The 20,256-nt window shown below is 68.4% G+C and carries 19 protein-coding genes; 7 read left to right on the forward strand and 12 right to left on the reverse strand.

The annotated features are described in order from the left end of the window. Positions 1-3 precede the first annotated feature (3 nt). The 7 genes from H8R02_RS10930 to H8R02_RS10960 all read right to left on the reverse strand — a co-directional run bounded on the left by H8R02_RS10930 (position 4) and on the right by H8R02_RS10960 (position 6,975). The gene (locus H8R02_RS10930) at positions 4-1,962 is read right to left on the reverse strand and encodes a serine hydrolase domain-containing protein (RefSeq protein WP_187081426.1); all 1,959 of its coding nucleotides are present in this window, start codon (positions 1,960-1,962) and stop codon (positions 4-6) included. 215 nt (positions 1,963-2,177) lie between these two features. Further along, positions 2,178-2,831 (reverse strand): DUF4286 family protein, encoded by a 654-nt coding sequence (locus tag H8R02_RS10935; RefSeq protein WP_187081427.1) that lies wholly within the window; start codon positions 2,829-2,831, stop codon positions 2,178-2,180. 1 nt (position 2,832) lies between these two features. Continuing rightward, entirely contained in the window at positions 2,833-3,684 is an 852-nt protein-coding gene (locus H8R02_RS10940) for a shikimate dehydrogenase family protein (RefSeq protein WP_187081428.1), read from the reverse strand. Next, positions 3,684-4,967 (reverse strand): TRAP transporter large permease subunit, encoded by a 1,284-nt coding sequence (locus H8R02_RS10945; protein ID WP_187081429.1) that lies wholly within the window; start codon positions 4,965-4,967, stop codon positions 3,684-3,686. The genes H8R02_RS10940 and H8R02_RS10945 overlap by 1 nt, the downstream gene beginning before the upstream one ends. 3 nt (positions 4,968-4,970) lie before the next feature. Then, the gene (locus H8R02_RS10950; protein WP_187081430.1) at positions 4,971-5,516 is read right to left on the reverse strand and encodes a TRAP transporter small permease; all 546 of its coding nucleotides are present in this window, start codon (positions 5,514-5,516) and stop codon (positions 4,971-4,973) included. Positions 5,517-5,524: 8 nt separating this feature from the next. Continuing rightward, positions 5,525-5,959 carry a type II 3-dehydroquinate dehydratase gene (locus tag H8R02_RS10955; RefSeq protein ID WP_187081604.1) on the reverse strand — a complete coding sequence of 145 codons (435 nt, stop codon included), beginning with the start codon at positions 5,957-5,959 and terminating at the stop codon, positions 5,525-5,527. Between the two features lie 17 nt (positions 5,960-5,976). Beyond that, positions 5,977-6,975 (reverse strand): TRAP transporter substrate-binding protein, encoded by a 999-nt coding sequence (locus H8R02_RS10960; protein ID WP_187081431.1) that lies wholly within the window; start codon positions 6,973-6,975, stop codon positions 5,977-5,979. Positions 6,976-7,060: 85 nt separating this feature from the next. On the opposite strand from H8R02_RS10960, the gene H8R02_RS10965 reads away from it, so the two are divergent. Then, positions 7,061-7,855 (forward strand): IclR family transcriptional regulator, encoded by a 795-nt coding sequence (locus H8R02_RS10965; RefSeq protein WP_187081432.1) that lies wholly within the window; start codon positions 7,061-7,063, stop codon positions 7,853-7,855. A 3-nt stretch (positions 7,856-7,858) separates the two neighbouring features. Here the strand turns inward: H8R02_RS10965 and H8R02_RS10970 are convergent, their stop codons facing one another. Both H8R02_RS10970 and H8R02_RS10975 read right to left on the reverse strand, forming a co-directional pair. Continuing rightward, positions 7,859-11,116, reverse strand: coding sequence for an Ig-like domain-containing protein (locus H8R02_RS10970; protein WP_187081433.1), 3,258 nt, complete (start codon positions 11,114-11,116; stop codon positions 7,859-7,861). A 17-nt stretch (positions 11,117-11,133) separates the two neighbouring features. Next, a complete protein-coding gene (locus tag H8R02_RS10975) occupies positions 11,134-12,444 on the reverse strand; it encodes a hypothetical protein (protein WP_187081605.1) in 1,311 nt (436 codons plus the stop codon). Positions 12,445-12,553: 109 nt separating this feature from the next. Between H8R02_RS10975 and H8R02_RS10980 the strand changes: the two genes are divergently transcribed. Beyond that, positions 12,554-13,450: a LysR family transcriptional regulator gene (locus H8R02_RS10980; protein ID WP_187081434.1), complete on the forward strand. Its 897-nt coding sequence runs from the start codon at positions 12,554-12,556 to the stop codon at positions 13,448-13,450. Here the strand turns inward: H8R02_RS10980 and H8R02_RS10985 are convergent, their stop codons facing one another. After that, the gene (locus H8R02_RS10985; protein WP_187081435.1) at positions 13,451-14,422 is read right to left on the reverse strand and encodes a Bug family tripartite tricarboxylate transporter substrate binding protein; all 972 of its coding nucleotides are present in this window, start codon (positions 14,420-14,422) and stop codon (positions 13,451-13,453) included. 66 nt (positions 14,423-14,488) lie between these two features. Here H8R02_RS10985 and H8R02_RS10990 point away from each other — a divergent pair, with 66 nt between their 5' ends. Genes H8R02_RS10990 through H8R02_RS11010 form a run of 5 tightly spaced genes read left to right on the forward strand, consistent with a single transcriptional unit; the run spans position 14,489 to position 19,338 of the window. After that, positions 14,489-15,505, forward strand: coding sequence for an ABC transporter ATP-binding protein (locus H8R02_RS10990; protein WP_187081436.1), 1,017 nt, complete (start codon positions 14,489-14,491; stop codon positions 15,503-15,505). Between the two features lie 23 nt (positions 15,506-15,528). Next, entirely contained in the window at positions 15,529-16,821 is a 1,293-nt protein-coding gene (locus H8R02_RS10995) for an ABC transporter substrate-binding protein (protein ID WP_187081437.1), read from the forward strand. Beyond that, positions 16,818-17,681: a carbohydrate ABC transporter permease gene (locus H8R02_RS11000; protein WP_187081438.1), complete on the forward strand. Its 864-nt coding sequence runs from the start codon at positions 16,818-16,820 to the stop codon at positions 17,679-17,681. The genes H8R02_RS10995 and H8R02_RS11000 overlap by 4 nt, the downstream gene beginning before the upstream one ends. Continuing rightward, positions 17,678-18,508 carry a carbohydrate ABC transporter permease gene (locus H8R02_RS11005; RefSeq protein ID WP_187081439.1) on the forward strand — a complete coding sequence of 277 codons (831 nt, stop codon included), beginning with the start codon at positions 17,678-17,680 and terminating at the stop codon, positions 18,506-18,508. Before H8R02_RS11000 ends, H8R02_RS11005 begins: the two co-directional genes overlap by 4 nt. Continuing rightward, positions 18,505-19,338 (forward strand): endonuclease/exonuclease/phosphatase family protein, encoded by an 834-nt coding sequence (locus H8R02_RS11010; RefSeq protein ID WP_187081440.1) that lies wholly within the window; start codon positions 18,505-18,507, stop codon positions 19,336-19,338. Before H8R02_RS11005 ends, H8R02_RS11010 begins: the two co-directional genes overlap by 4 nt. Here the strand turns inward: H8R02_RS11010 and H8R02_RS11015 are convergent. Further along, on the reverse strand, positions 19,335-19,799 hold the full coding sequence (locus H8R02_RS11015) for a hypothetical protein (protein ID WP_187081441.1): 465 nt from the start codon (positions 19,797-19,799) through the stop codon (positions 19,335-19,337). The genes H8R02_RS11010 and H8R02_RS11015 overlap by 4 nt on opposite strands. 70 nt (positions 19,800-19,869) lie before the next feature. Further along, entirely contained in the window at positions 19,870-20,229 is a 360-nt protein-coding gene (locus H8R02_RS11020; protein WP_187081442.1) for a hypothetical protein, read from the reverse strand. Positions 20,230-20,256: the final 27 nt, after the last annotated feature.

The raw sequence follows: 20,256 nt of genomic DNA on the forward strand, positions 1-20,256 counted from the left end.
CGCCTACCGCGCGTTGAAGACGTACTCGTGCTGCGAATCGCGCAGCACGAGGGGCGGCTTCGCGTCCCCCGCGCCCACCACGAACTCCAGCCCGAAGAGGCCGGGCGAGACGGTGATGAGCGACGTGGTGCCGTCGTCGTTGCGGCGCGTGGCGAGCGCGGCTTTCCACGCGTCCGTCTCCACCGTCACCTCGCCGCCTGAGCGCACGATGCGCAGCGGCCCGAGCCCGGGGTTCTCGTAGCGGTCCGCGAGCCGCGCCACGACGGCCGGCGAAGGCGGCAGCTCCAGCCGCTCGCGCAGCTTGCGCCGGCCCTCGTAGTAGCCGCGTGCGAAAGCCTCGAGCTGTGCGTCGGCTTGCGGCTCCCCACCGAACACCAGCTCCACCAGCTTTCGGATGAAGGGGCCGCGCAGCATGTGACCCGGGTCGCCGTTGGTGAGGATGGTGCCGCCGAGCCCGTACTGCGGGAGCCAGAACATCTGGCTGTGGAAGCCCGGCAGGTCGCCGCCATGGCTGATGACGTCGATGCCCCATTGCCTGCTGGTGAAGAGCGCCAGGCCGTAATGCGTGTCCTCGCCCACCAGCGCCTGCGGCTGCTCGCGCGCGAGCAGGTTGCGCTCCGACACGATGCGCGGGCCGCCGGGCGGCTGGCCCCGGCCCAGCTCCATCAGCACGTAGCGGCTCATGTCGTGCGCGCTGGTCCACACGCCGCCGGCTGGGCGCGCGGGAACGATGGTGTAGCTGATGGCGAGCGTCGCCGGCATCACCTTGCCGTCCGCGTCGGGCGAGTGCGGCTTCGCGTGGTTGCCCCGCAGCGCACGGCTGAAATCGAACGTCGTGTCGTCCATGCCGAGCGGCGCGAAGATGCGCTCGCGCATCGCCTCGTCGTAGGCCGCGCCCACTTCCTTGCCGGGCTTGAGCCTGGCCGCGGCCACGTAACCCGCCGCGCCGACCATGAGGTTGCTGTACTGGAAGGCCTCGCCGAACTTCGTGGTGGGCACCATGCCGGAGAGCATGTCGAACACGCCGGCGGGCTGCATCTTCGTGCGGCCGAACAGCCATTCGAGGTCCTGCCGCGGCACGCCGGTGCAGGCGCACACGAGGTGCTTCACCTTCAGCTGCTGCGTGGTCGCCGCGTTGCCCAGCTTGAACGCGGGGTAGACCTCGGTCACGGGCTGGTCCCACGACATCAGCCCTGCGTCGACGGCCTGCGCGACGAGCAGCGACGTCATGGACTTGGTGTTGGAGGCGGCGATGAAGAGGGTGTGCGCATCGACGGGATCCGGCAGCCCCAGCGCACGCACACCGACGCCGCCCTCGAACACGACTCGGTTGTTCTCGATGATGCTGAAACCCACGCCCGGGATGCCGATGCGCTTCGCGCCGTCGGCCACGAATTTCTTCAGCGTCTCGATCGCCGCAGCATCGAGCGGCTTGGGCGTACGGCCGGCGAGGTTCTCGCGCGTGTAGTCCTTCGCGCGCAGGCTGGCGAACACCAGGTTGATGCCGCCGCGGCGCTTCTCGAGCGTGGCGTCCGAGCCTTCGACGATGGCGGCCTGCCAGCCGCCCGACCAGCGCCGCACGACCGCGCGGACGTCGGCCTTCTCGTTGGGCGAGGTTTCGTAGAAGTGCACGCGGCGCTCCCGCCAGCCGTCGGCGTCGGCCTCCGGCCGCACCTGGTTCACCGGCCGCTTCGCGCCCTCCGGCCGGTAGGCGGCCCAGGCGGCAGCGAGTGCTTCCTCCGCGTTCGCGGCGCGTGTGTCCACGATGGCGATGAAGGCATCGCCCTCCGGCGCCGTCAGCAGCGTGAGCGGGCCGCGTTTCTCGAGCTTGAAGCCGTCGGGCACGGTGAACTTGTGGCCGTCGGCCGTGCTGTCCGCGCGAGACTGCGCGACGGCGGCGCAAGCTGCGACCGAGAGGCAGGCAGCCAGCAGCAGCCGGCGCGCCAAGGCGGTTAGCGACATGGGAACCCTCCTCGTCAGGCCGCAGGCTAGCAAAGAAGCAAAGAAAAAGGGCCCCCGTTTTCGCGGGGGCCCTGAATAAGCGGCTTTTTCAAGAGCCGGCTTCCTCGTCGCCTAGGAGGGACGATTCATTCTCGAAGCGCCGACCTGACCACCACCTGACTTTCAAAAAAATCCCCAGCGCGACGTACGCGCAAAGTTCACCCCTGTATTTCTTTTCACGCAGGATCGCCGGCGGCCATCGACAGCGAGAGCTGGTAGAGCCCGGCGACCGCATCGGCGCCCGCGACCTGCGCATCGGCAATCGCCGCGAGCGACGCGCTCTCCCAGCCGAGAACAATGAAGATCCAGTCGGCTGCGCTGTCCGCGTTGTTGCGGATGCGCTGCTCCTCGGTGGGCGCGATCGCGGGCGGCTGGTGCTTGAGCAAGTGCGCGCCGCCAATGGACGGATGCGCGACGAGTTCATCGATGAGCGCGCGCAGCTTCTCCCGCGTGGCCTGCTCTTCGCCCGCAGGCGGCGTGAACCGCAGCGTGAGCGCATGGCGCGCCACCGCGCCGCCACGGCTTTCCAGCACGACACACTGGCTGCGAACCATGTTCGCGTGATGCGGCATGAGCTGGCGCGACCAGGGCGTCGGGTCGTTCAATCGGGCCAAGTACTCAGGTGAACTCAACGCACCCGCATCCACCAATTCGTAGAGGATGAAGAAGCCGGGCCCCTGCGTGGCCGCCCAGCGCGATGCGCGGCGGAAACCCGGCAGCGCAAGGCGCTCGGGGAAATGCTCGTGCGAATGCCAGTGCTCGAACTCACGGCGCATCTCGGGCGCCATGTCCCACCACATGGCGAGCGCGGCTTGTCCCTGCAACGCCACGTCAGCCGTCCAGCCGCGCGAGCGAGCGAAGGTTCTCGGGGGTGGTCGCCGGCAGGCCGAAGAACTCGAGGTACGGCGGGATCATCTCGAACAGCATATCGGTGCCCACCTGCACACCGCAACCCCGCGCGGCCGCCGCCTGCAGGAAAGGCGTCATCTCGCTGCGCATCACCACTTCACCGGCGAAGGTGCGAGGGTCCAGCCGCGATACGTCGACAGGCAACGGGTCGCCAGGTTCCATGCCGAGGGGCGTCGCGTTGACGACGAGGTCGTGGCCGGAAGGATCGTTGCTGCCCGTGGTCACCTGCACTTGCGGGTAGTGCGTGCGCAGGCGCTCGGCGAGGCCCGTTGCCGATGCCGCATTGACGTCGAACAATGCGAGCATGCCGATCCCCGCGCCGGCCAGCGCCGCCGAGATCGCCGAACCGACACCGCCGCTGCCGACGACGAGCGCGCTCGCGCCGTGCACCTCGAACCCCTTGCGCTGCACGCCGCGCACGAAGCCGGCGCCGTCGAACTGGTCGCCCACGAGGCGGCCATCGGGCAGGCGCTTGACCGCGTTGCACGCCCCGGCAACCTTGACCGCCGCACTCGCTTCATCGAGCAGCGAGACGACGCTGACCTTGTGCGGCATCGTGATGAGCGCGCCGCGCGCGTTTTCCAGCCGGAAGAAACTGCGGAGCACTGCGGCAAAGTCTTCGGCCCGGCACGCCATCGGCACCACCAGCGCGTTGATCCCCGCATCCGCGAAATACGGGTTGTAGATCAGCGGCGCCTTGAACGAATGCGTGGGGTAGCCGAGGTGCGCGATGAGCTCGGTGCGGCCGTCGATGCGCAGGGACCGGGGCTGCATCAGTAGAACCAGCGCGCGGGCACCGTCACGAGCTGCGGGAACAGGACCATCAGGAACATCACGGCGAATTGCGCCACCATGAAGGGCCACACGCCGCGGGTTACCTCGTCCATGCTGATCTTGCCCACGCCGGCCACCGTGCTCAGGATGGTCCCCACCGGCGGCGTGATGAGCCCGATCGAGTTGTTGATCATGAAGATCACCCCGAAGTACACGGGGTCTATGCCGGCGGCCTTCACCAACGGCATGAGGACCGGGGTCAGGATCAGGATCGTCGGCGTCATGTCCATGGCCGTGCCGACGACCATCGTCAGGACCATGATCGCGAACATCAGCAGCCGGGGGCTGTCCAGCAGCGGCTGCAGCAGCTTGACCACCTCCGCGGGCAGGTTGGCCACGGTGATCATCCACGCGGACACCATGGCCGCGGCCACGAGGAACATCACCACGGCCGTCGTCTGCGCCGCCGAGAGGAACAGCGGGTAGAGGTGCGAGACCTTGAGCTCGCGATAGATGAACATCGACACCGCAAGTGCATAGACGGCCGCCACCACCGCGGCTTCGGTCGGCGTGAATACGCCGAACTTCAGCCCCACGACCACGATCAGCGGCAGGCCCAGCGCGAAGGTCGCATCCTTCAGCGCCGCCAGCACCTCGGCCATGCCGGCTCGTGGCGGTGTGATGTCCGAGGGCCCCTGCCTGCGCACCATCCACCACCAGGTGACCCACAGCGACGCCCCGAGCAGGATGCCCGGGAAGATGCCCGCGATGAAAAGCTTCGAGATCGACACGTTGGCAGCCACGCCGAACACCACGAAGCCGATCGAGGGCGGGATGATCGGCCCCATCACGGCTGCCGAGGCCAGCAGGCCCGCCGAACGCTCGCGGTCGTAGCCCGCCTTCACCATCATCGGCAACAGCAGCGCCGCGAGAGCGGCCGCATCCGCGACGGCGGAGCCGGACAGCGCCGACATCAGCGCCGCCGCGATGATCGCCACGTAGCCGAGCCCGCCGCGCACGTGGCCCACGAGCGCCATGGCGAGCTTGACGATGCGGCGCGACAGCCCGCCCGTGTTCATGATCTCGCCCGCCAGCATGAAGAACGGCACGGCCAGCAGCGGGAAGCTGTTGGCGCCCTCGAGCGTGTTCTGCGCGAGGATCTGCGGGTCGAACATGTTCATGTGCCACATCAGCGCCGCGCCGCAGGCGAGCAGCGCGAAGGCGATGGGCACGCCGAGCGCCATGGCGCCCAGCAACGACCCGAGGAAGATGGCGATGGTCATGTCTTATCGCTTCAGCGCGGCCGTCTCGGCCGCCGCCACTTCTTCTTCGGACTCGACCACGGCCACGAGCTCGTTCTCGGCCAGCTGCCCCGTGACCAGCTTGAAGAACTCGTGCGCGATGACCAGCGCGCCGAAGCCCGAGAAGACGAGCCCGCTCGCGTAGAACCATGCCACGGACGCTTCCATCGCGGCGCTCGTGGTGCCGTAGTTGATGACGGTCTGCTGCCAGGCGCCCCTGGCCATCAGCCAGCACATCGACAGCATCAGCAGGTGGCTCGCGCCCAGGCAGATGCGCTTGCCGAGGACCGGCAGGCGAGAAACCAGTGTGTCGGTACCCAGGTGCCCGTGCGACTTCAAGGCCACCACCGCGCCCAGGAACGTCATCCAAACGAAGAGCCAGCGCGAGAGCTCCTCCGAGATCGTGATGCCGGAGTTGAAGCCGTAGCGCAGCACCACGTTGCCGAAGACCATCACGACCATCAACGCGAGGCACGCGACCATCAGCCACGAGAACACGCGGCAGATGCCGTCGACCAGTTTCTGCACCATGGACGCGATTATTCGCGAATCATCTCGGCCAGTGCACGCAAGCCCATGGTGTAGGAGCGCCAGCCCAGGCCCTGGATGGTGCCCTTGACGGCCGGCGAGATGATCGAGTGCCTGCGCCACTCCTCCCGCGCCGCGATGTTGGACATGTGGACCTCGAACACGGGGAAGGGCATGGCCTTGATCGCGTCGTGCAGCGGCACGCCGTGCTGCGTGAGCCCCGCGGGGTTCACCAGCGCGCCGGCCGCGCTGTCGATGTTCTCGTGCAGCTTGTCCACCAGCGCGCCCTCATGGTTGCTCTGGAAGATGTCGAGCGCCACGCCGAGCTCGGAGGCCAGCGCCTGCAGCCGCTCGTCGATCTGCGCGAGCGTGGTGGTGCCGTAGATGTGCGGCTCGCGCCGGCCGAACAGGTTGAGGTTCGGCCCGTGCAGGACCAGGATCTTCAGGGGTTCGCCGCTTAGCATCAGAGCTTGGAAACGCGTTCCAGTTCGGTCTTGAAGAGGTTCACGAGCGCCGGGTCATAGGCGGCCGAGAACTTGTCGTAGACCGGCCGCACGGCGGCGCGCATCTGGGCCAGCTCGGCGGGCGCCAGGTCGTTGTAGATCATCCCCTTGGCCTTGAGCTCGCCCAGCGCCTTGCTGGACACGTCGCGGCTCACCACGCGCTGCCAGTTCTGGGCTTCGATGGCTGCTTCCTGCAGGATCTTCTGCTCCGCCGCGGACAGGCCGTCCCAGAATTTCTTGCTGATCTGCACCGGGTTGGTCGCGTAGACGTGGTTCGTGCCGCTCACGTACTTCTGCACCTCGTAGAACTTGCTGGAGGCGATGACGGCGAAGGGGTTCTCCTGGCCGTCCACGGCCTTGCTCTCCAGCGCGCCGTACAGCTCCGCGAAGGGCATCGGCAGCGGGTTGGCCTTGAAGGTCTTGAACGTTTCCAGGAACACCGGGTTGGGGATCACGCGCAGCTTCAGGCCTTCCAGGTCCGACCCCTTCGTGATGGGGCGCTTGCTGTTGGTGACGTTGCGGAAGCCCAGGTCGAAGAAGCCAAGGATGATCACGCCTTTCTCCGGCAGCTTGGCGGCCAGCGCCTTGCCGAGCGGGCCGTCGACCATCGCGTCCGCCTGCTTCGCGTTGGCGAACAGGAAGGGGAAGTCCAGCATGCCGAACTCCTTGACGATGCCGTTGAGCGACGTTGTCGACGCCACCAGCATCTCCTGCACGCCGCCCTGCAGGGCCGACTGCTGCTGCAGCTCGTTGCCCAGTTGCGACGACGCGAACTCCTGCACCTTGATCTTGCCGCCGCTCTTGGCCGCGACGATCTCGGCGAACTTGCGCACGCCGAGGCTCGTCGGGTGGTCGGGGTTGTTCAGGTGCCCGAACTTGATCGTGCGTTCCTTGATGTCCTGCGCGTGTGCCGCGAACGCGAGCACGGTGGCGGCCAGGGCGATGGCGAGTTTTCTCATTGACGGTCTCCTGCTATGTCCGGAAAGTTGCGGCATGATGGAATGGCTGCCGGAACATCGTTCCGGTCCGGAATCCTGTTTCACGATGTCAAATTCAGCACCTGCCGGCACGGTGGACCGCGTCGTCCGCATCCTCGAAACGCTGGCCGAGCAGCCCGAGGGCATGCCGCTCGCGGAGCTGTCAACCGAGCTGTCGTTGCCGCGCAGTGCGTGCCACCGCCTGCTCGCGGACCTCGTGCGCTGCGGCTACGTGCGGCAGGTGCGCGAGCAAGGCGAATATGCGCTGACGACCAAGCTGCCCGCGCTGGGCCTGAGTTTTCTCGGCGGCGCGGGCGTGATCGACATTGCGCAGCCGATCCTCGACCGGCTGGCCGAAACGTCGGGTGAACTGGTGCGGCTTGCGCTGGTGGACGGGGACCGCCTCACCTTCATCGGCAAGGCGCAGGGCGCGCGCGGCGGGTTGCGCTACGACCCCGACATGGGCATCGACGTGCGGCTCTCGTGCAGCGCAGGTGGCCATGCGTGGCTGATGACGCTGAGCGAAGAGCGCGCGACCGAGCTCGTGGCGAAGCAGGGTTTCGGCAGCCCGAAGGAGTTCGGGCCGAAGGCGCCGACGACGTTTCGCGCGTTGATGAAGGTGCTGGAGGAAGACCGCAAGCGCGGCTTCTCGATGATCGTGGAGATGTATGCGCCCGGCATGACCGCGATGGCCGCGCCCGTGATGCGGCGCCGGCAGTCCGCGGTCGCCGTCATCACGATCGCCGGGCCGATGCAGCGGCTTTCGCCGCAGCGCATGCTGGAACTCGGGCCTGCGCTGTTGCAGGCTGCCGCCGAACTCGGCATGGCGAGTGCGACCTCGCCTTTGTTCGCGCGCCGTTAGCCTTCAGGACGCCGAGCCGACGAGAGTGACCAGCACGGTATTCGTGACCGTATGCCCGGCGCCATCGCTCAGCGATACGTCGAATGATTCCACACGCTGCACGCCGGCGCCCAGCAGCGGATCCACCACGCTGTTGTTCACCTTGTAGACCCAGTTCACCTGGCCCATGTTGCCGTCGGAACGCACGGCGGCGGTGAGCGTGCCAAGGGCACCGGCAGCCGCTTTCACGGTCACCGTGTGTTGCGCGACTGCGGGGTCCACGAAACTGAACGCACCCGCGGTCGCCAAAGTCGCCGACGCATTGGTGCCACCGAGGTCCGCCACCTTGCCGGGCGCATTCCACTTCAGCGTCGCATCGAAACCCGCAGTGGCCGACGCCACTTTCTGCAGCGCCACGGCCGTGGCCGCATCGATGCCCAGGTCCTTCGCGACCGCGTCGGCCGCGCCGAGCACCTGCGAGTCCATGCCTGTCAGCGTCTGGAACAGCGTGAGCCCCGCCAGGTACGAGCCGTACTTGCTCGCATGCAGGTTGTCGTCGAACCAGAGGTTGATCTTGCCGCCCGACGCCGTCTCGGTGTACGGGTCGCGGATCGACACGCCCTGCTGCACCGCATTCATGAAAGCGGTGCTCACGGCGGCCACGCCCTTGAAGTCGGCATTCGCGTTCGCGAGCGCCGTGTAGGCGTTCGTCAGGTCGGTGCTCATGTCCTCCAGGCGCAGGTAATAGCCCGAGCCCTGCGTGGTGGTCTTCGTCACCGCGCCGGTGCCGCCCCACGCGCCGTTGGGCTGCGCCACCTTGTCGGTGACCATGTCGTAGTTGCCCACGATCATGTCCGGCCGCGCCCAGGTGGCGTAGAGGTAGATGTCCGTGGACGCATCCGCGTTCGTGTTCGCGGGGATCGTCGTGCCCGCGATCGTGGTCGTGTCCGCGGCACCGACGTGGATGTAGCTCGCGATCAGCTTCGCGAACTTCTCGAAGTTGGCGATGTCCGCATTCGCACCGCCCGTCGTGACGAGCGACGAAGCCGTGGCACCGCTCGTGGACAGGCTGAAGTCCGACTGCGTGGGGCTGCTCGCGAAGTACGTCGCCGTGCCCTGCTCCGTGAAGTTGACGGTCAGCGGCGCGGTGGTGCTGCCGCTGCGCGTGAAGGTGTACACGAGCGACTGGCCCGAGTTCTCGTACACGCTGGGCGCCGTGCTGAGCGCGAGCGTCACGTTGGGCAGCGACGTGTCGGTGCCGGCCGGGAAGTCGTCGTTGATGATCGTGGCGGTGACCGTGCCGGGCGTGCCGATGTTGTAGCTGGTGCCGGTGAGCGTGAGCTTGATGGACTCGTCGTTCTCCACCGTGGTGTCCACGTGCGGGTCGACGGTGATGCTCGCCGAGGCCTGCCCCGCCTTGATCACGATGCTGCCGGTGTTGGACGTGAACGAGATCGCGCCGGTGGTGGTGTTGACGCCGGTGTTCGAGCTGCTCGCAAACCCGCCGCCGCTCGTGAACCGGTAGGGCGAGGTGCTCGAGCCGCCCGTGGTCGACAGCGCGCCCGTGGTGGTGTTGTACAGCTCGATGTCCTGCGTGCTCGCGATCGTCGTGGACACCGAAGGCGAGGTCGCGCCGTCGCGGAACGCGGTGAAGGTCACCGTGAGGTCGCTCGCTGTGGAGCCCGTGCGCGTGAACGTGTAGACCAGGTTCGCCGTGCCGTCCTCGGCCACCGAGCCCGGGTTGGCGACCAGCGTCACAGTCGGCAGCGCCGGGTTGGTGGTGGGCGGGTTGGGGTCGTCGTTGAGGATCGTGCCGGTGATGGCGCTGCTCGTGCCCACGCGGTAGCCACTCGACGCCGAGAGCGTGAGGCCGAGCGTCTCGTCGTACTCGTTGTCGCTGTCGCCGCGCGGGGTCACGATCAGGCTCGCCGTGGAGCTGCCGGCGGCGAAGGTGATGGATCCCTTGCCCTGCGGCAGCGGCTCGTCGGTCTGGTCCTGCAGCACCACGATGTCCCACTTGCCGCCGGCGATGTTGCCGCGCAGGTCCCAGTTGCCCTGCCCCGAGTTCTGGTAGTGGCCGCCGAGCGTCGCGGCGTTGCGCGCCGAGATCGACACGTCGTAACTCAGGCCCACCTGGTCGGCGAAGCGGTCCACGAGGCCGGGCACGCCGCCCCACGGGTGCGGCTCGTACAGGTTGGTGCCGGTGAGGTTGGCGAAGGTGCCGCCACGCTCCGGCGAGGTGAGGTCCTTCACGCCGCCGGGATTGGTGGTGGCGTTGTACGCGTCGTAGCCCATCACCGGGTCGATACGGCCGAAGGTGGCGCTGTTGCCGACGAAGAGCACCGGGTTGAACGCGGTGGCGATCTTCAAGACGGCGGGCGCGCCGTTGGCCGTCACGCCCGTGTTGCCCTCGGCGTCGTTGAAGCCCGCCGTGTTCACCTTGATCTGGGCGCCGGCGTTGAGTTGCGTCACCGCGCCCGCGGTGAAGGTGGCCGTGTACTGCAGGCCCGAGCGCGTGAGCGCCCCGAGCGTGCCGCCTGTGACGGTGATGTCGCTCGCGTCGAAGGTGTTGCCCACGTTCTCCGACATCGTGAACGTGATGGTGGCCGCCTCGCCGGCCTGCAGCATCGCCTTCGAACTCGCAACGGTGATGACCGGCGGCGTGGTGTCCAGCTCCGGCGTGGGTGCCGGTGCGGGCGGCGGCGGCGCGGGTGTGGGGGCAGGCGCGGGCGCGGGCGACGGTGCGGGCGCCGGTGCCGGCGCTCCGACCGTACCCGTGGCGACCAGCTGCGTGACCAGCGACGCCAACCCGCTCGTCGCCGCGTTCGCGGTCGACGCGGACGTGATCGCCTTCAGCTGCGTGGCCATCGCGGTGGCGACGTCCGCGTTGAACAGCGCGCCCTTGCCGGCCGCGTCCAGCGCGGCGTTGAAACCCAGTGCGGCATCGGCGCGCAGGTCCAGCACGTCGAACACGCCGCCCTGCTTCTGGACCAGCAGCTGCGCGATGCCGCCCCAGCTGGTCACGCCCGCGTCGGCCAGCGTCTTGAGCAGCGACGCGGCTTGCGCATCGGTCAGCGCGACGCCGAAACCATTGCTCGCGAACTGCTGGAAGGTGCGGTTGGCACCCTGCGATGCGGCCTGGCCGGCCAGCAGGCGGTCCGCCGCGGCGAAGATGGCCGTGTCCTGGAAAGGCGCGAGCGCGGCGAGCGTCGCGGCGGATGCACCGCTGCCCGTCGCGAGGATGACGAGCTGCTCGATTTGGTGGGACGTGAGTTGCGGCATGGAAAGGTCCGGTGGGTTCAGCGGCGCGGCGCGACGCGTTGGGAAAGGGGCTGGGGCGTGTAGCCGGGCTGCAGCAGGCAGCGCTCCCTCGCGGTTTGCAGCGCCTCGCAGCGCTGCGCGAGTTCCTGCGGCGTGGGCTTCGCACCGCCTTGCGTCCAGCGCTCCAGCGCTTCGAACGCGGCGAGGTACACCGGGTCGGCGAGATAGCTGTGCGTGTTGTGTCCCGTGAAGGCCTGCACGAGGTGGCCGGCGGTGCCTGCGCGTTCCATCGTTTCGCGGAACACCGACTCGAGCTCGACGAAAGCGGTGGGGTCGCCGATGCCGTGCAGCGTGAGCACGGGCACCGGGATGCGGCCGTCGGGGTCGGTGTCGTTCGCGAACGTGGCCGCGGCGGAAGGGTCGGCCACGTAGCGGGCGACAGCGCGGTTCAGCCATGCGTCGTCCGCCGAGCCGGTGTACTGCACGCCGGCGTTGCCGAAGGGGCTGCGCCCTCCCGTGCGCGCGTGCGCGATCTCCTGGAAGTGGAACGTGGCCCACGCGAGATGGCCATGCACCGACGACTCCGGGATCTTCAGCACCTGCGTGATCGTCTCGAGCTTGCGGCGCTGCTCGGGCGTGCGCTTCGCGGCGGGCTTCGACAGGCCCAGGCACTCGTCGGCGCGCTCGCGCAACTGCGTGCTCGTGAGCCGGGCGTCCTGCGGCAGGCCGATGGCGAGCGGGTATTGCGGCTCGTCCGGGCGCGGATGGTTGCCGCACAGCGCCTGGTACACCACGCGCAGGTCCAGGCGGAAGTCGTACGAATGCGAGCCGCCGCCGAGCACGCCGCTCGTGAGGAGCACGCCGTCGTAGGGGCGCGCGCCGGGCGCGCCCGTGAACATCGATGCACCGACGGCCGCGACCCCCGCGCCCCACGACTGCCCGTGCAGCAGCGTGAGCTTCGGCTTCGCCACGTGCTGCAGGAAGATGTTGCGCAGTCGCTCGGTGTCCTCGGCCGCGGCGCGCACGGCGACACCGCCCTGCCGAAAGCTCGAGCCGGCCCATGCGTGGCCCGCGCGCAGCACGACGGTCCAGCGCTGCAGGTCTTCCACCGTGCGCTCGTACTTCGGCTCGCCCAGCGCCGGGCCGCCGTGCGCGTGCAGCACCAGCGTGCCGCGCCAGCCGTCGGGCACGGCGATCAGGTAGTGCGCACCCGCGGAATCGGTGCCGCGCAGGCAACGCGTGAGCGCGGGCACGCCCACCGGGCAGGCGGTGGCCCGCGGGGCGGCTTCGGCGGTTTGCGGGGAGTGGGTCGCGCAGCCGGCCAGCACCGCCAGCAGCAGACCTCCCATGACGTACTTGGGGTTCAAGAACGGACTCCAGGGGACGAAACCGCGACGATACGGACGCATCGTCATAAAATCAAATACGATCAACTCGCGATCTGCATATGATTTGCATATGGACCTGAGGCAGCTGCGCTACTTCGTCGCGGTCGCTGAGGAAGGGCACATCACGCGGGCCGCCGCGCGGCTGGGCATCCAGCAGCCGCCGCTGAGCCAGCAGGTCCGCGCGCTGGAGACGGACCTCGGCGCGCAGCTCTTCCGTCGCCACCCGAAGGGCGTGGCGCTCACCACCGCGGGCGAGGCCTTGCTCGCCGATGCGAAGCGGCTGCTGCAGGACACGGACGCCGTCGTCGCGCGCATCCGCGCCATCGGCGCCGGCCGTGCGGGCGTGCTGAAGATCGGCTTCACGAGTTCCGCCGCGGCGCATGCCTTCACGCCGCGCGTGCTCAGCGAGTGCCGCCGCACGTACCCGGACATCGACCTGCAGATCGCGGAGGACCATGCCGCCGGGCTGACCACCGCCGTGCTCGACGGCAAGGTGCAGTGCGCCTTCCTGCGCGTGCCGGTGTCGCGCCCGCCGGGCCTGAGTTTCGTGACCTTGCTGCGCGAGCCGGTGCTGGTGGCCGTGCCCAAGGGCCACGCGATGGCGAAGCGCAAGTCGCTTTCGCTCACCGATCTGCGCGAGCAGCCGCTGATCCTGGTGCGCCAGACCGGCGCGCCGGGCCTTTATGCCAACCTCATCGCGCTGTGCCAGGAGAAGGGGTTCGAGCCCGAAGTGGCGCACGAGGTGGCGCGCATGGGCACGGCGCTGAATTTCGTGGCGGCGGGCGCGGGGCTGGCGATCATCCCGGCCTCGATGCAGGGCATGCACCCGGCCGCCATCGAATACCGCGAGCTGCGCGGCACGAAAAGCCTCGATGCGCCGTTGACGCTGGTGTACCGCGAGAGCGAATGCACGGGCGCGCTCAAGTCGTTCGTGCAGCTCGCGCGTGCAGCCGCGGCGCGGGAGTAGCTACCGGCGCAGCACCGGCGCGAGGCGGCGGTTGTCCTCGCGCTGCCGCGCGATCTCGCGCGCGAAGTCGTCGGCCGTGCCGCGGCCCGGGATGTTGTCGGCGCTGCGCAGCCGTGCCTGCAACTCGGGCGCGGCGAGGGCTTCCTGCACGGCCGCATTGATCGTGGCGACGACTTCCGGCGGCGTGCCCCCGGTGGCGAACAGGCCGAACAGCGACGCCACGTTGGCCCGCGGCACACCCACTTCGCTGAAGGTGGGCGTGTTCGGCAGCACCTTCAGGCGAGTGGGCGCGCCCACGGCAAGGGCGCGCAGCTTGCCGGCGCGCACGTGCTCGACCTGGTCCGCCGCGAGGTTGGTGGACAGCAATTCGAACTGCCCCGACAGCGCATCGACGATCTGTTGCCCGCCGCCCTTGTAGGGCACGTGCGTGATGTTCACGCGCAGCGCCTGCCGCACTTCCTCCAGCACGAGGTGCCCGCTGGTGGCGACGCCGGAGGTCGCCCACCGCAGTTGCCCGGGCTTTGCCCGCGCCAGGGCCACGAGGTCCGCGAACGAACGGCCGGTGAACGCGGGCGTGCCGACCAGCAGGACCGGCGTGTACATCACGGCGGCCAAGGGCGCGAAGCCATTGACGGCGTCGTACCCCACGTCCTGGATGTGCGGCTTGAGTGTGAGCGGTGTCACGGCCGAGAACGCGAGCGTGTACCCGTCGGGCTGCGCACGCGCGAGCAGCTGCATGCCCAGCGCGCCGCCGTCGCCGGGGCGGTTGTCCACGAAGACGGGCACGCCGAGCTTGTCGGAGAGGCTCGTCGCCAGGGTGCGGGAGACGACGTCGCTCAAGCCCCCGGTGGGGTACACCACGATGATCCGGATGGGCTTGAGCGGCCAACGGGCCGCGGGGGCCTGCGCGCGGGCGAGCAGCGGTGCGAGCGCCGCCGCGAGCACGTGGCGCCGAGGGTGCCGCAACTGCATGACAGGAGTTTAAGCCCCGCAATCGCCCTCTTGACCGCGCCAGCTCGGCTGTCAAGATAGCCGCCGATGTCATCTATACAACTCGCCGGCATTGCCAAGGCGTGGGGCACGAGCCGCGCGCTCGAGGCCATCGACCTGCAGGTGGACGCCGGCACCTTCTGCGTGCTCCTGGGCCCGTCGGGCTGCGGCAAGTCCACCACGCTGCGCATCATTGCCGGGCTGGAGACCGCCAGTGCGGGGCAGGTGCTCATCGATGGGCGCGACGTGACGAACCTCCCGCCTGCGCAGCGCGGCGTGGCCATGGTGTTCCAGAACTACGCGCTCTTCCCGCACCTGAACGTGCGGGACAACATCGGCTTCGGCCTGTCCGTGCGCAAGGTGGAGAAGGGCGAGGCCGACAAGCGCATCGCGCATGCGGCCGAGCTGCTCGGGCTTGCCGCCCTGCTCGACCGCAAGCCCTCGCAGCTGTCCGGCGGGCAGCAGCAACGCGTCGCGCTCGCACGCGCCCTCGTCGCGCAGGCGCGCGTGTGCCTGATGGACGAGCCGCTCTCGAACCTGGACGCGCAGCTGCGCCAGCAGATGCGCACCGAGCTGCGCGAGTTGCAGCAGCGCCTGGGCCTCACGGTGGTCTACGTCACGCACGACCAGGCCGAGGCGATGAGCATGGCCGACCAGGTGGTGCTGCTCAACAAGGGGCGCATCGAGCAGGCCGCGCAGCCGCGGGCGCTTTACGCCGCGCCGGGCACCACGTTCGCCGCGTCCTTCATCGGGACGCCCGCCATGAACCTGCTGCAGCTCGACGGCGGCCGCATCGCGGGCAGCGACGTGGTCGCATCGCCGAGGGCCGCGTGGCTGGGCCTCCGCCCCGAGGCCGTGGGCCTGGGCGGCGACGTGCCGGCCACCGTGCGCAGCACCGAATACCTCGGCGCCGACCTCATCCTGCATTGCGACGTCGGCACGCAGTCGATCACGGTGCGCTCGAGCGGCGAAGCACAGGTTGCAGCCGGCGAGCGGGTGCGCCTGGGCTGGGCCGACGACGCCATGCACTGGTTCGACGCCGAAGGGCGCCGGCTTCCCGCCTGAACAAACAACCCAAGGAGACAAAGATGCAACGCAAGACTTTCCACCGCATCCTGCTGGCCGGCGCCACCGCGCTCGCACTCGGCGCCGGGGGTGCGCAGGCGCAGGCGCCCACCGAGATCTCGTTCTTCTACCCCGTGGCCGTCGGCGGGCCGATCACGAAGTACATCGACGGCCTGGCCGCCGACTTCATGAAGGCCAACCCCGGCATCAAGGTGAACCCGATCTATGCGGGCACCTACCAGGAAACGATCGTGAAGGCGCTCACCGCGCACAAGTCCGGCACGCCGCCGGTGACGTCCGTGCTGCTGTCGACCGACATGTTCACGCTGATCGACGAGGACGCCATCGTGCCGATCGACAACTTCGTGAAGACCGCGGACGACAAGGCCTGGCTCGGCTCGTTCTACAAGGCCTTCATGATGAACAGCCAGACCGGCGGCAAGACCTGGGGCGTGCCGTTCCAGCGCTCCACCGTCGTCATGTACTGGAACAAGGAAGCGTTCAAGGAAGCCGGCCTCGACCCGAATCGCCCGCCGCAGACCTGGGCCGAGCTGAAGGACTACGCGACCAAGCTCACGAAGAAGGACGCGAGCGGCAAGGTCACGCAATGGGGCGTGCAGATCCCGTCCAGCGGCTTCCCGTACTGGCTGTTCCAGATCCTGACCACCACCAACGACGCGATCCTCGCGAACGACGCGGGCAATGCCGTGAAGTTCGACGACCCCAAGGTGGTGGAGGCGCTGCAGTACTGGGTGGACCTCGGCAAGGCCGGCATCCACCCGCCCGGTGTAGTGGAGTGGGGCACCACGCCCAAGGACTTCTTCGAGAAGAAGTCGGCGATCATCTTCACGACCACGGGCAACCTCACCAACGTCAAGAACAACGCGAAGTTCGACTTCGGCGTGGCGATGATCCCGGGCAACAAGCGCAAGGGCTCGCCCACGGGCGGCGGCAACTTCTACGTCTTCAAGAAGGCCACGCCCGCGCAGCAGGAAGCCGCCTTCAGGTTCATCAAGTGGATCACGCACCCGGAGCGCGCGGCGCTGTGGAGCATGGAGACGGGTTACGTGGCGGTGTCCGAAGCGGCGTACGGCACCGACGCGCTGCGCAAGTACGGGCGTGACTTCCCGCAGGCGCTCGTGGCGCGCGACCAGCTGCCCTTCTCCGTGGCCGAGTTCTCCACGCACGACAACCAGCGCGTCACCAAAGCGCTGAACGACGGGTTGCAGGCGGCGCTGACGGGTACGAAGAGCCCGGCGCAAGCGATGAAGGATGCACAGGCGGAGGCGGACCGCCTGTTGCGCTCCTACAAGTGACGCGCATCTACGCGTGGTTGTTGCTGCTGCCGGCACTCGTGTTGCTGGCAGCCTTCACGCACTGGCCCGCGGTTTCCACGGTCATCGACAGCTTCTTCTCCGCGCCCAAGGGCGCGCGCAAGGCGGTGTGGGTGGGCCTGGACAACTACCGCGGCATGGTCGAAGACCCGGTGTTCTGGAAGGCCGTGGTCAACAACCTCTGGTTCGCTGGCGCGACCATCCCGCTGTCCATCGGGCTTGCGCTCGCGATGGCGCTGTGGGTGAACGAGCGCATCGCGGGCCGCACCTTCCTGCGCATGGCGTACTTCACGCCGACCGTGCTGCCGATGATCGCGGTGGCGAACATCTGGCTCTTCTTCTACACGCCGCAGTACGGGCTGCTGGAGCAGTTCACGTCGCTGCTGGGCCTGCCGCCGCACAACTGGCTGGGTGACCAGCGCACCGCGCTCGCGTGCATCACGGTGGTGGCGATCTGGAAGGAAGCCGGCTTCTTCATGATCTTCTACCTCGCCGCGCTGCAGACGCTGAACCCGAGCCTGCGCGAGGCCGCGGCGATCGAGGGCGCCTCGCGCTGGTACTTCTTCCGGCGCGTGCAATGGCCGCTCTTGATGCCCACCACGCTGTTCGTGCTGGTGAACGCCGTGATCAACGGCTTTCGCATGGTCGACCACGTGTTCATCCTCACGCGCGGCGGGCCGGACAACGCGTCGGTGCTGCTGCTCTACCACCTGTACGAAGTGGGGTTCAAGTTCTGGGACACGGCGTATGCGTCGGCGATCACGGTGGTGCTCGTCGGGGTGCTGGCGAGCGTTTCGCTGTTCCAGGTGTTCGTGCTCGACAAGCGGGTGCATTACAAGTGAACGCCACGCAACGCCTCGCGTACAACGAGCCCACGTGGCTCGACACCCTCGCGGCCTGGGTGCTCGCGATCGCCTGGATCCTGCCGCTGCTCTACGCGACGTGGACGGCCTTCCACCCGGGCGAGTACTCGACGAAGTTCTCGCTCTTCGCGCCCCTCACCCTCGACAACTTCCGCCGTGCGTGGGAGGCGGCGCCCTTCGCGCGCTACTTCCTCAACACCACGCTGCTGGTGCTGATGATCCTCGCCGTGCAACTGGTGCTGGGCACGCTCGCCGCGTACGCGTTCGCGCGCTTCGAGTTCCGCGGCAAGCAGGTTGCATTCGCCCTCGTGCTGGTGCAGCTGATGATCATGCCGGACATCCTGCTGGTGGAGAACTACAAGACGATGTCGCGGCTGGGGCTGGTGGACACGCTGTTCGCCATCGGGCTGCCGTACTTCGCCTCGGCGTTCTGCATCTTCCTGCTACGGCAAACGTTTCTCTCGATCCCGAAAGAGCTGGACGAGGCGGCCCGCGTGGAAGGTGCGTCTGCGATGCAGGTGCTCTGGCGCATCTACGTGCCGCTTGCCAAGCCCGTCTACATCGCCTTCGCGCTGGTGTCGGTGAGCTACCACTGGAACAACTTCCTGTGGCCGCTGATCGTGACGAACAGCGTCAACGCGCGGCCGCTCACCGTGGGGCTGCAGGTCTTTTCGTCGGTGGACCAGGGGGTGGACTGGTCGGTGATCACCGCGGCGACGCTGATGACGTCGGCGCCGCTGCTCATCGCCTTCCTGCTGTTCCAGCGGCAGTTCGTGCAGAGCTTCATGCGGGCGGGCATCAAATGAAGATCGTCACCTGGAACACGCAGTGGTGCTGCGGGCTCGACGGCATCGTGAGCCCCGAGCGGATTGTCGATGGCGCGCGCGCGATGGGCGACTTCGACGTGCTGTGCCTGCAGGAGATCGCGGCGAACTACCCGCGCCTCGAAGGCGATGCGTCAGCCGACCAGCCGGCGCGCATCGGCGAGCTGTTGCCGGGGTTCCGCGTGTTCTTCGGAGCGGCCGTGCACGAGTTCTCGGAGCATGGCGAGAGCCGGTTCGGCAACCTCATCGCCACGCGCCTGCCCGTGCGGCAGGTGCAGCACCATCCGCTGCCCTACCCGGCGGACGGCGGTGTGCGCAGCATGCCGCGCATGTGCACCGTGGTTACCGTGGATGCGCCGGGGCTGGGGCCGGTGCGCGTGATGACCACGCACCTGGAGTACTACTCACGCATCCAGCGCATGGCGCAGGCGCGTGCGCTGCGCGAGCTGCACGTCGCTTATTGCGAGCAGGCTGCCGCGCCGCCACAGCCGAGCGACGATGGGTCGGCGTTTCGCACCAAGGCCCACACGGCGCAGGCGGTCCTGTGCGGCGATTTCAATTTCGAGGAGCACGAGGCGGAGTACGCGGCCGTCACGGAGGGCGGGGCGCTGCTCGACGCATGGCGCCTGCTGCACGGCGACGCCGAGCGGCCGCCGACTTTCCGGCTGTTCGACCGCACCTACGGGCCCGAACCCATCGCATGCGACTTCGTGATGGTCAGCCCCGGGCTGGCGCCGCGCGTGCGCTCGCTGGGCGTGGACCTGCACACGCGCGTTTCGGACCACCAGCCAGTGACCGTCGAACTGGATTAGTTCTTCGGCGCGCCGGCCATCTCCTTCAGGATGGCTTCCTTGTCCTCGGGGCGATAGCCGATGCCGGTGCAGTTCTGGTTGTAGGCAACCGCTTCCTTGTTGATCGCCTCGGCTTCGGCGTTGATCGCCTTGCCCGCGTTCAGGGCCGCATCGATGCGCTGGTTGTGCGTGCGCACCTTGCGGTTGTAGCGGTCCATGTTCTGGTTGTTCTCCGCGAGCTTCTCGCCTTCGTCCTTCAGCGCCGCGGAATCGGCCGTGATCGCCGCCTGTTCTTCCTTGAGCTTGGCGTTCTTCTCCGTCAGGGCTTTCTTGCGCGCGGCGATGGCCGACTCGGAGTTCATGCAGGCGCGCAGTTCGTCGCGGGAGACGACGCGCGGCTCGGTCTTGGCGGCTTGCTGCGCCAGCGCGGCGACGCTTGTGGCGGCCAGGCAGGCGAGGAGGGTGAGGTGGGTGGTCTTCATGGCCCGCGATTTTATGGGGTCAGAAGAACCCGTCGCCCGCGCGCGGCTCCATCGGCTGCAGGCCGAACATTCAGTACGGCGCCGCGGGCGGCAGCGGCCGGTTGGCGGCGCGCATGCGGTATTCCAGCGGCGCGATCATCCGGTTCAGGCGGTCGATGTCGCTCGCGTAACGCGCGCGCTGCGCCGAGTCGGCGGTGCCGCGCCACAGCTGGCCGAGCGTCGCGCGCTGGTTGTAGAGGTCGGTCAGCTGCATCGTGAGCTGCTCGAACTCGTGCTCCGAGATGATGGTGGGCGCCGATTCGCCCGGCTTGTAGCCGTACTCCGCGGGGCCTTGCGGCGGCGGCGGCGCGCCGCCGGACTGGACGCGCGGCCCCGTGGACACGCAGGCGGACAACGTGGCGATGGAGGCGAGCACGGCGAGGTTCTTCATGAACGCGACAGTACACCGGAAATTGGA

The organism is Ramlibacter albus, assembly GCF_014297445.1.
Classification (GTDB): Bacteria; Pseudomonadota; Gammaproteobacteria; order Burkholderiales; family Burkholderiaceae_C; genus Ramlibacter; species Ramlibacter albus.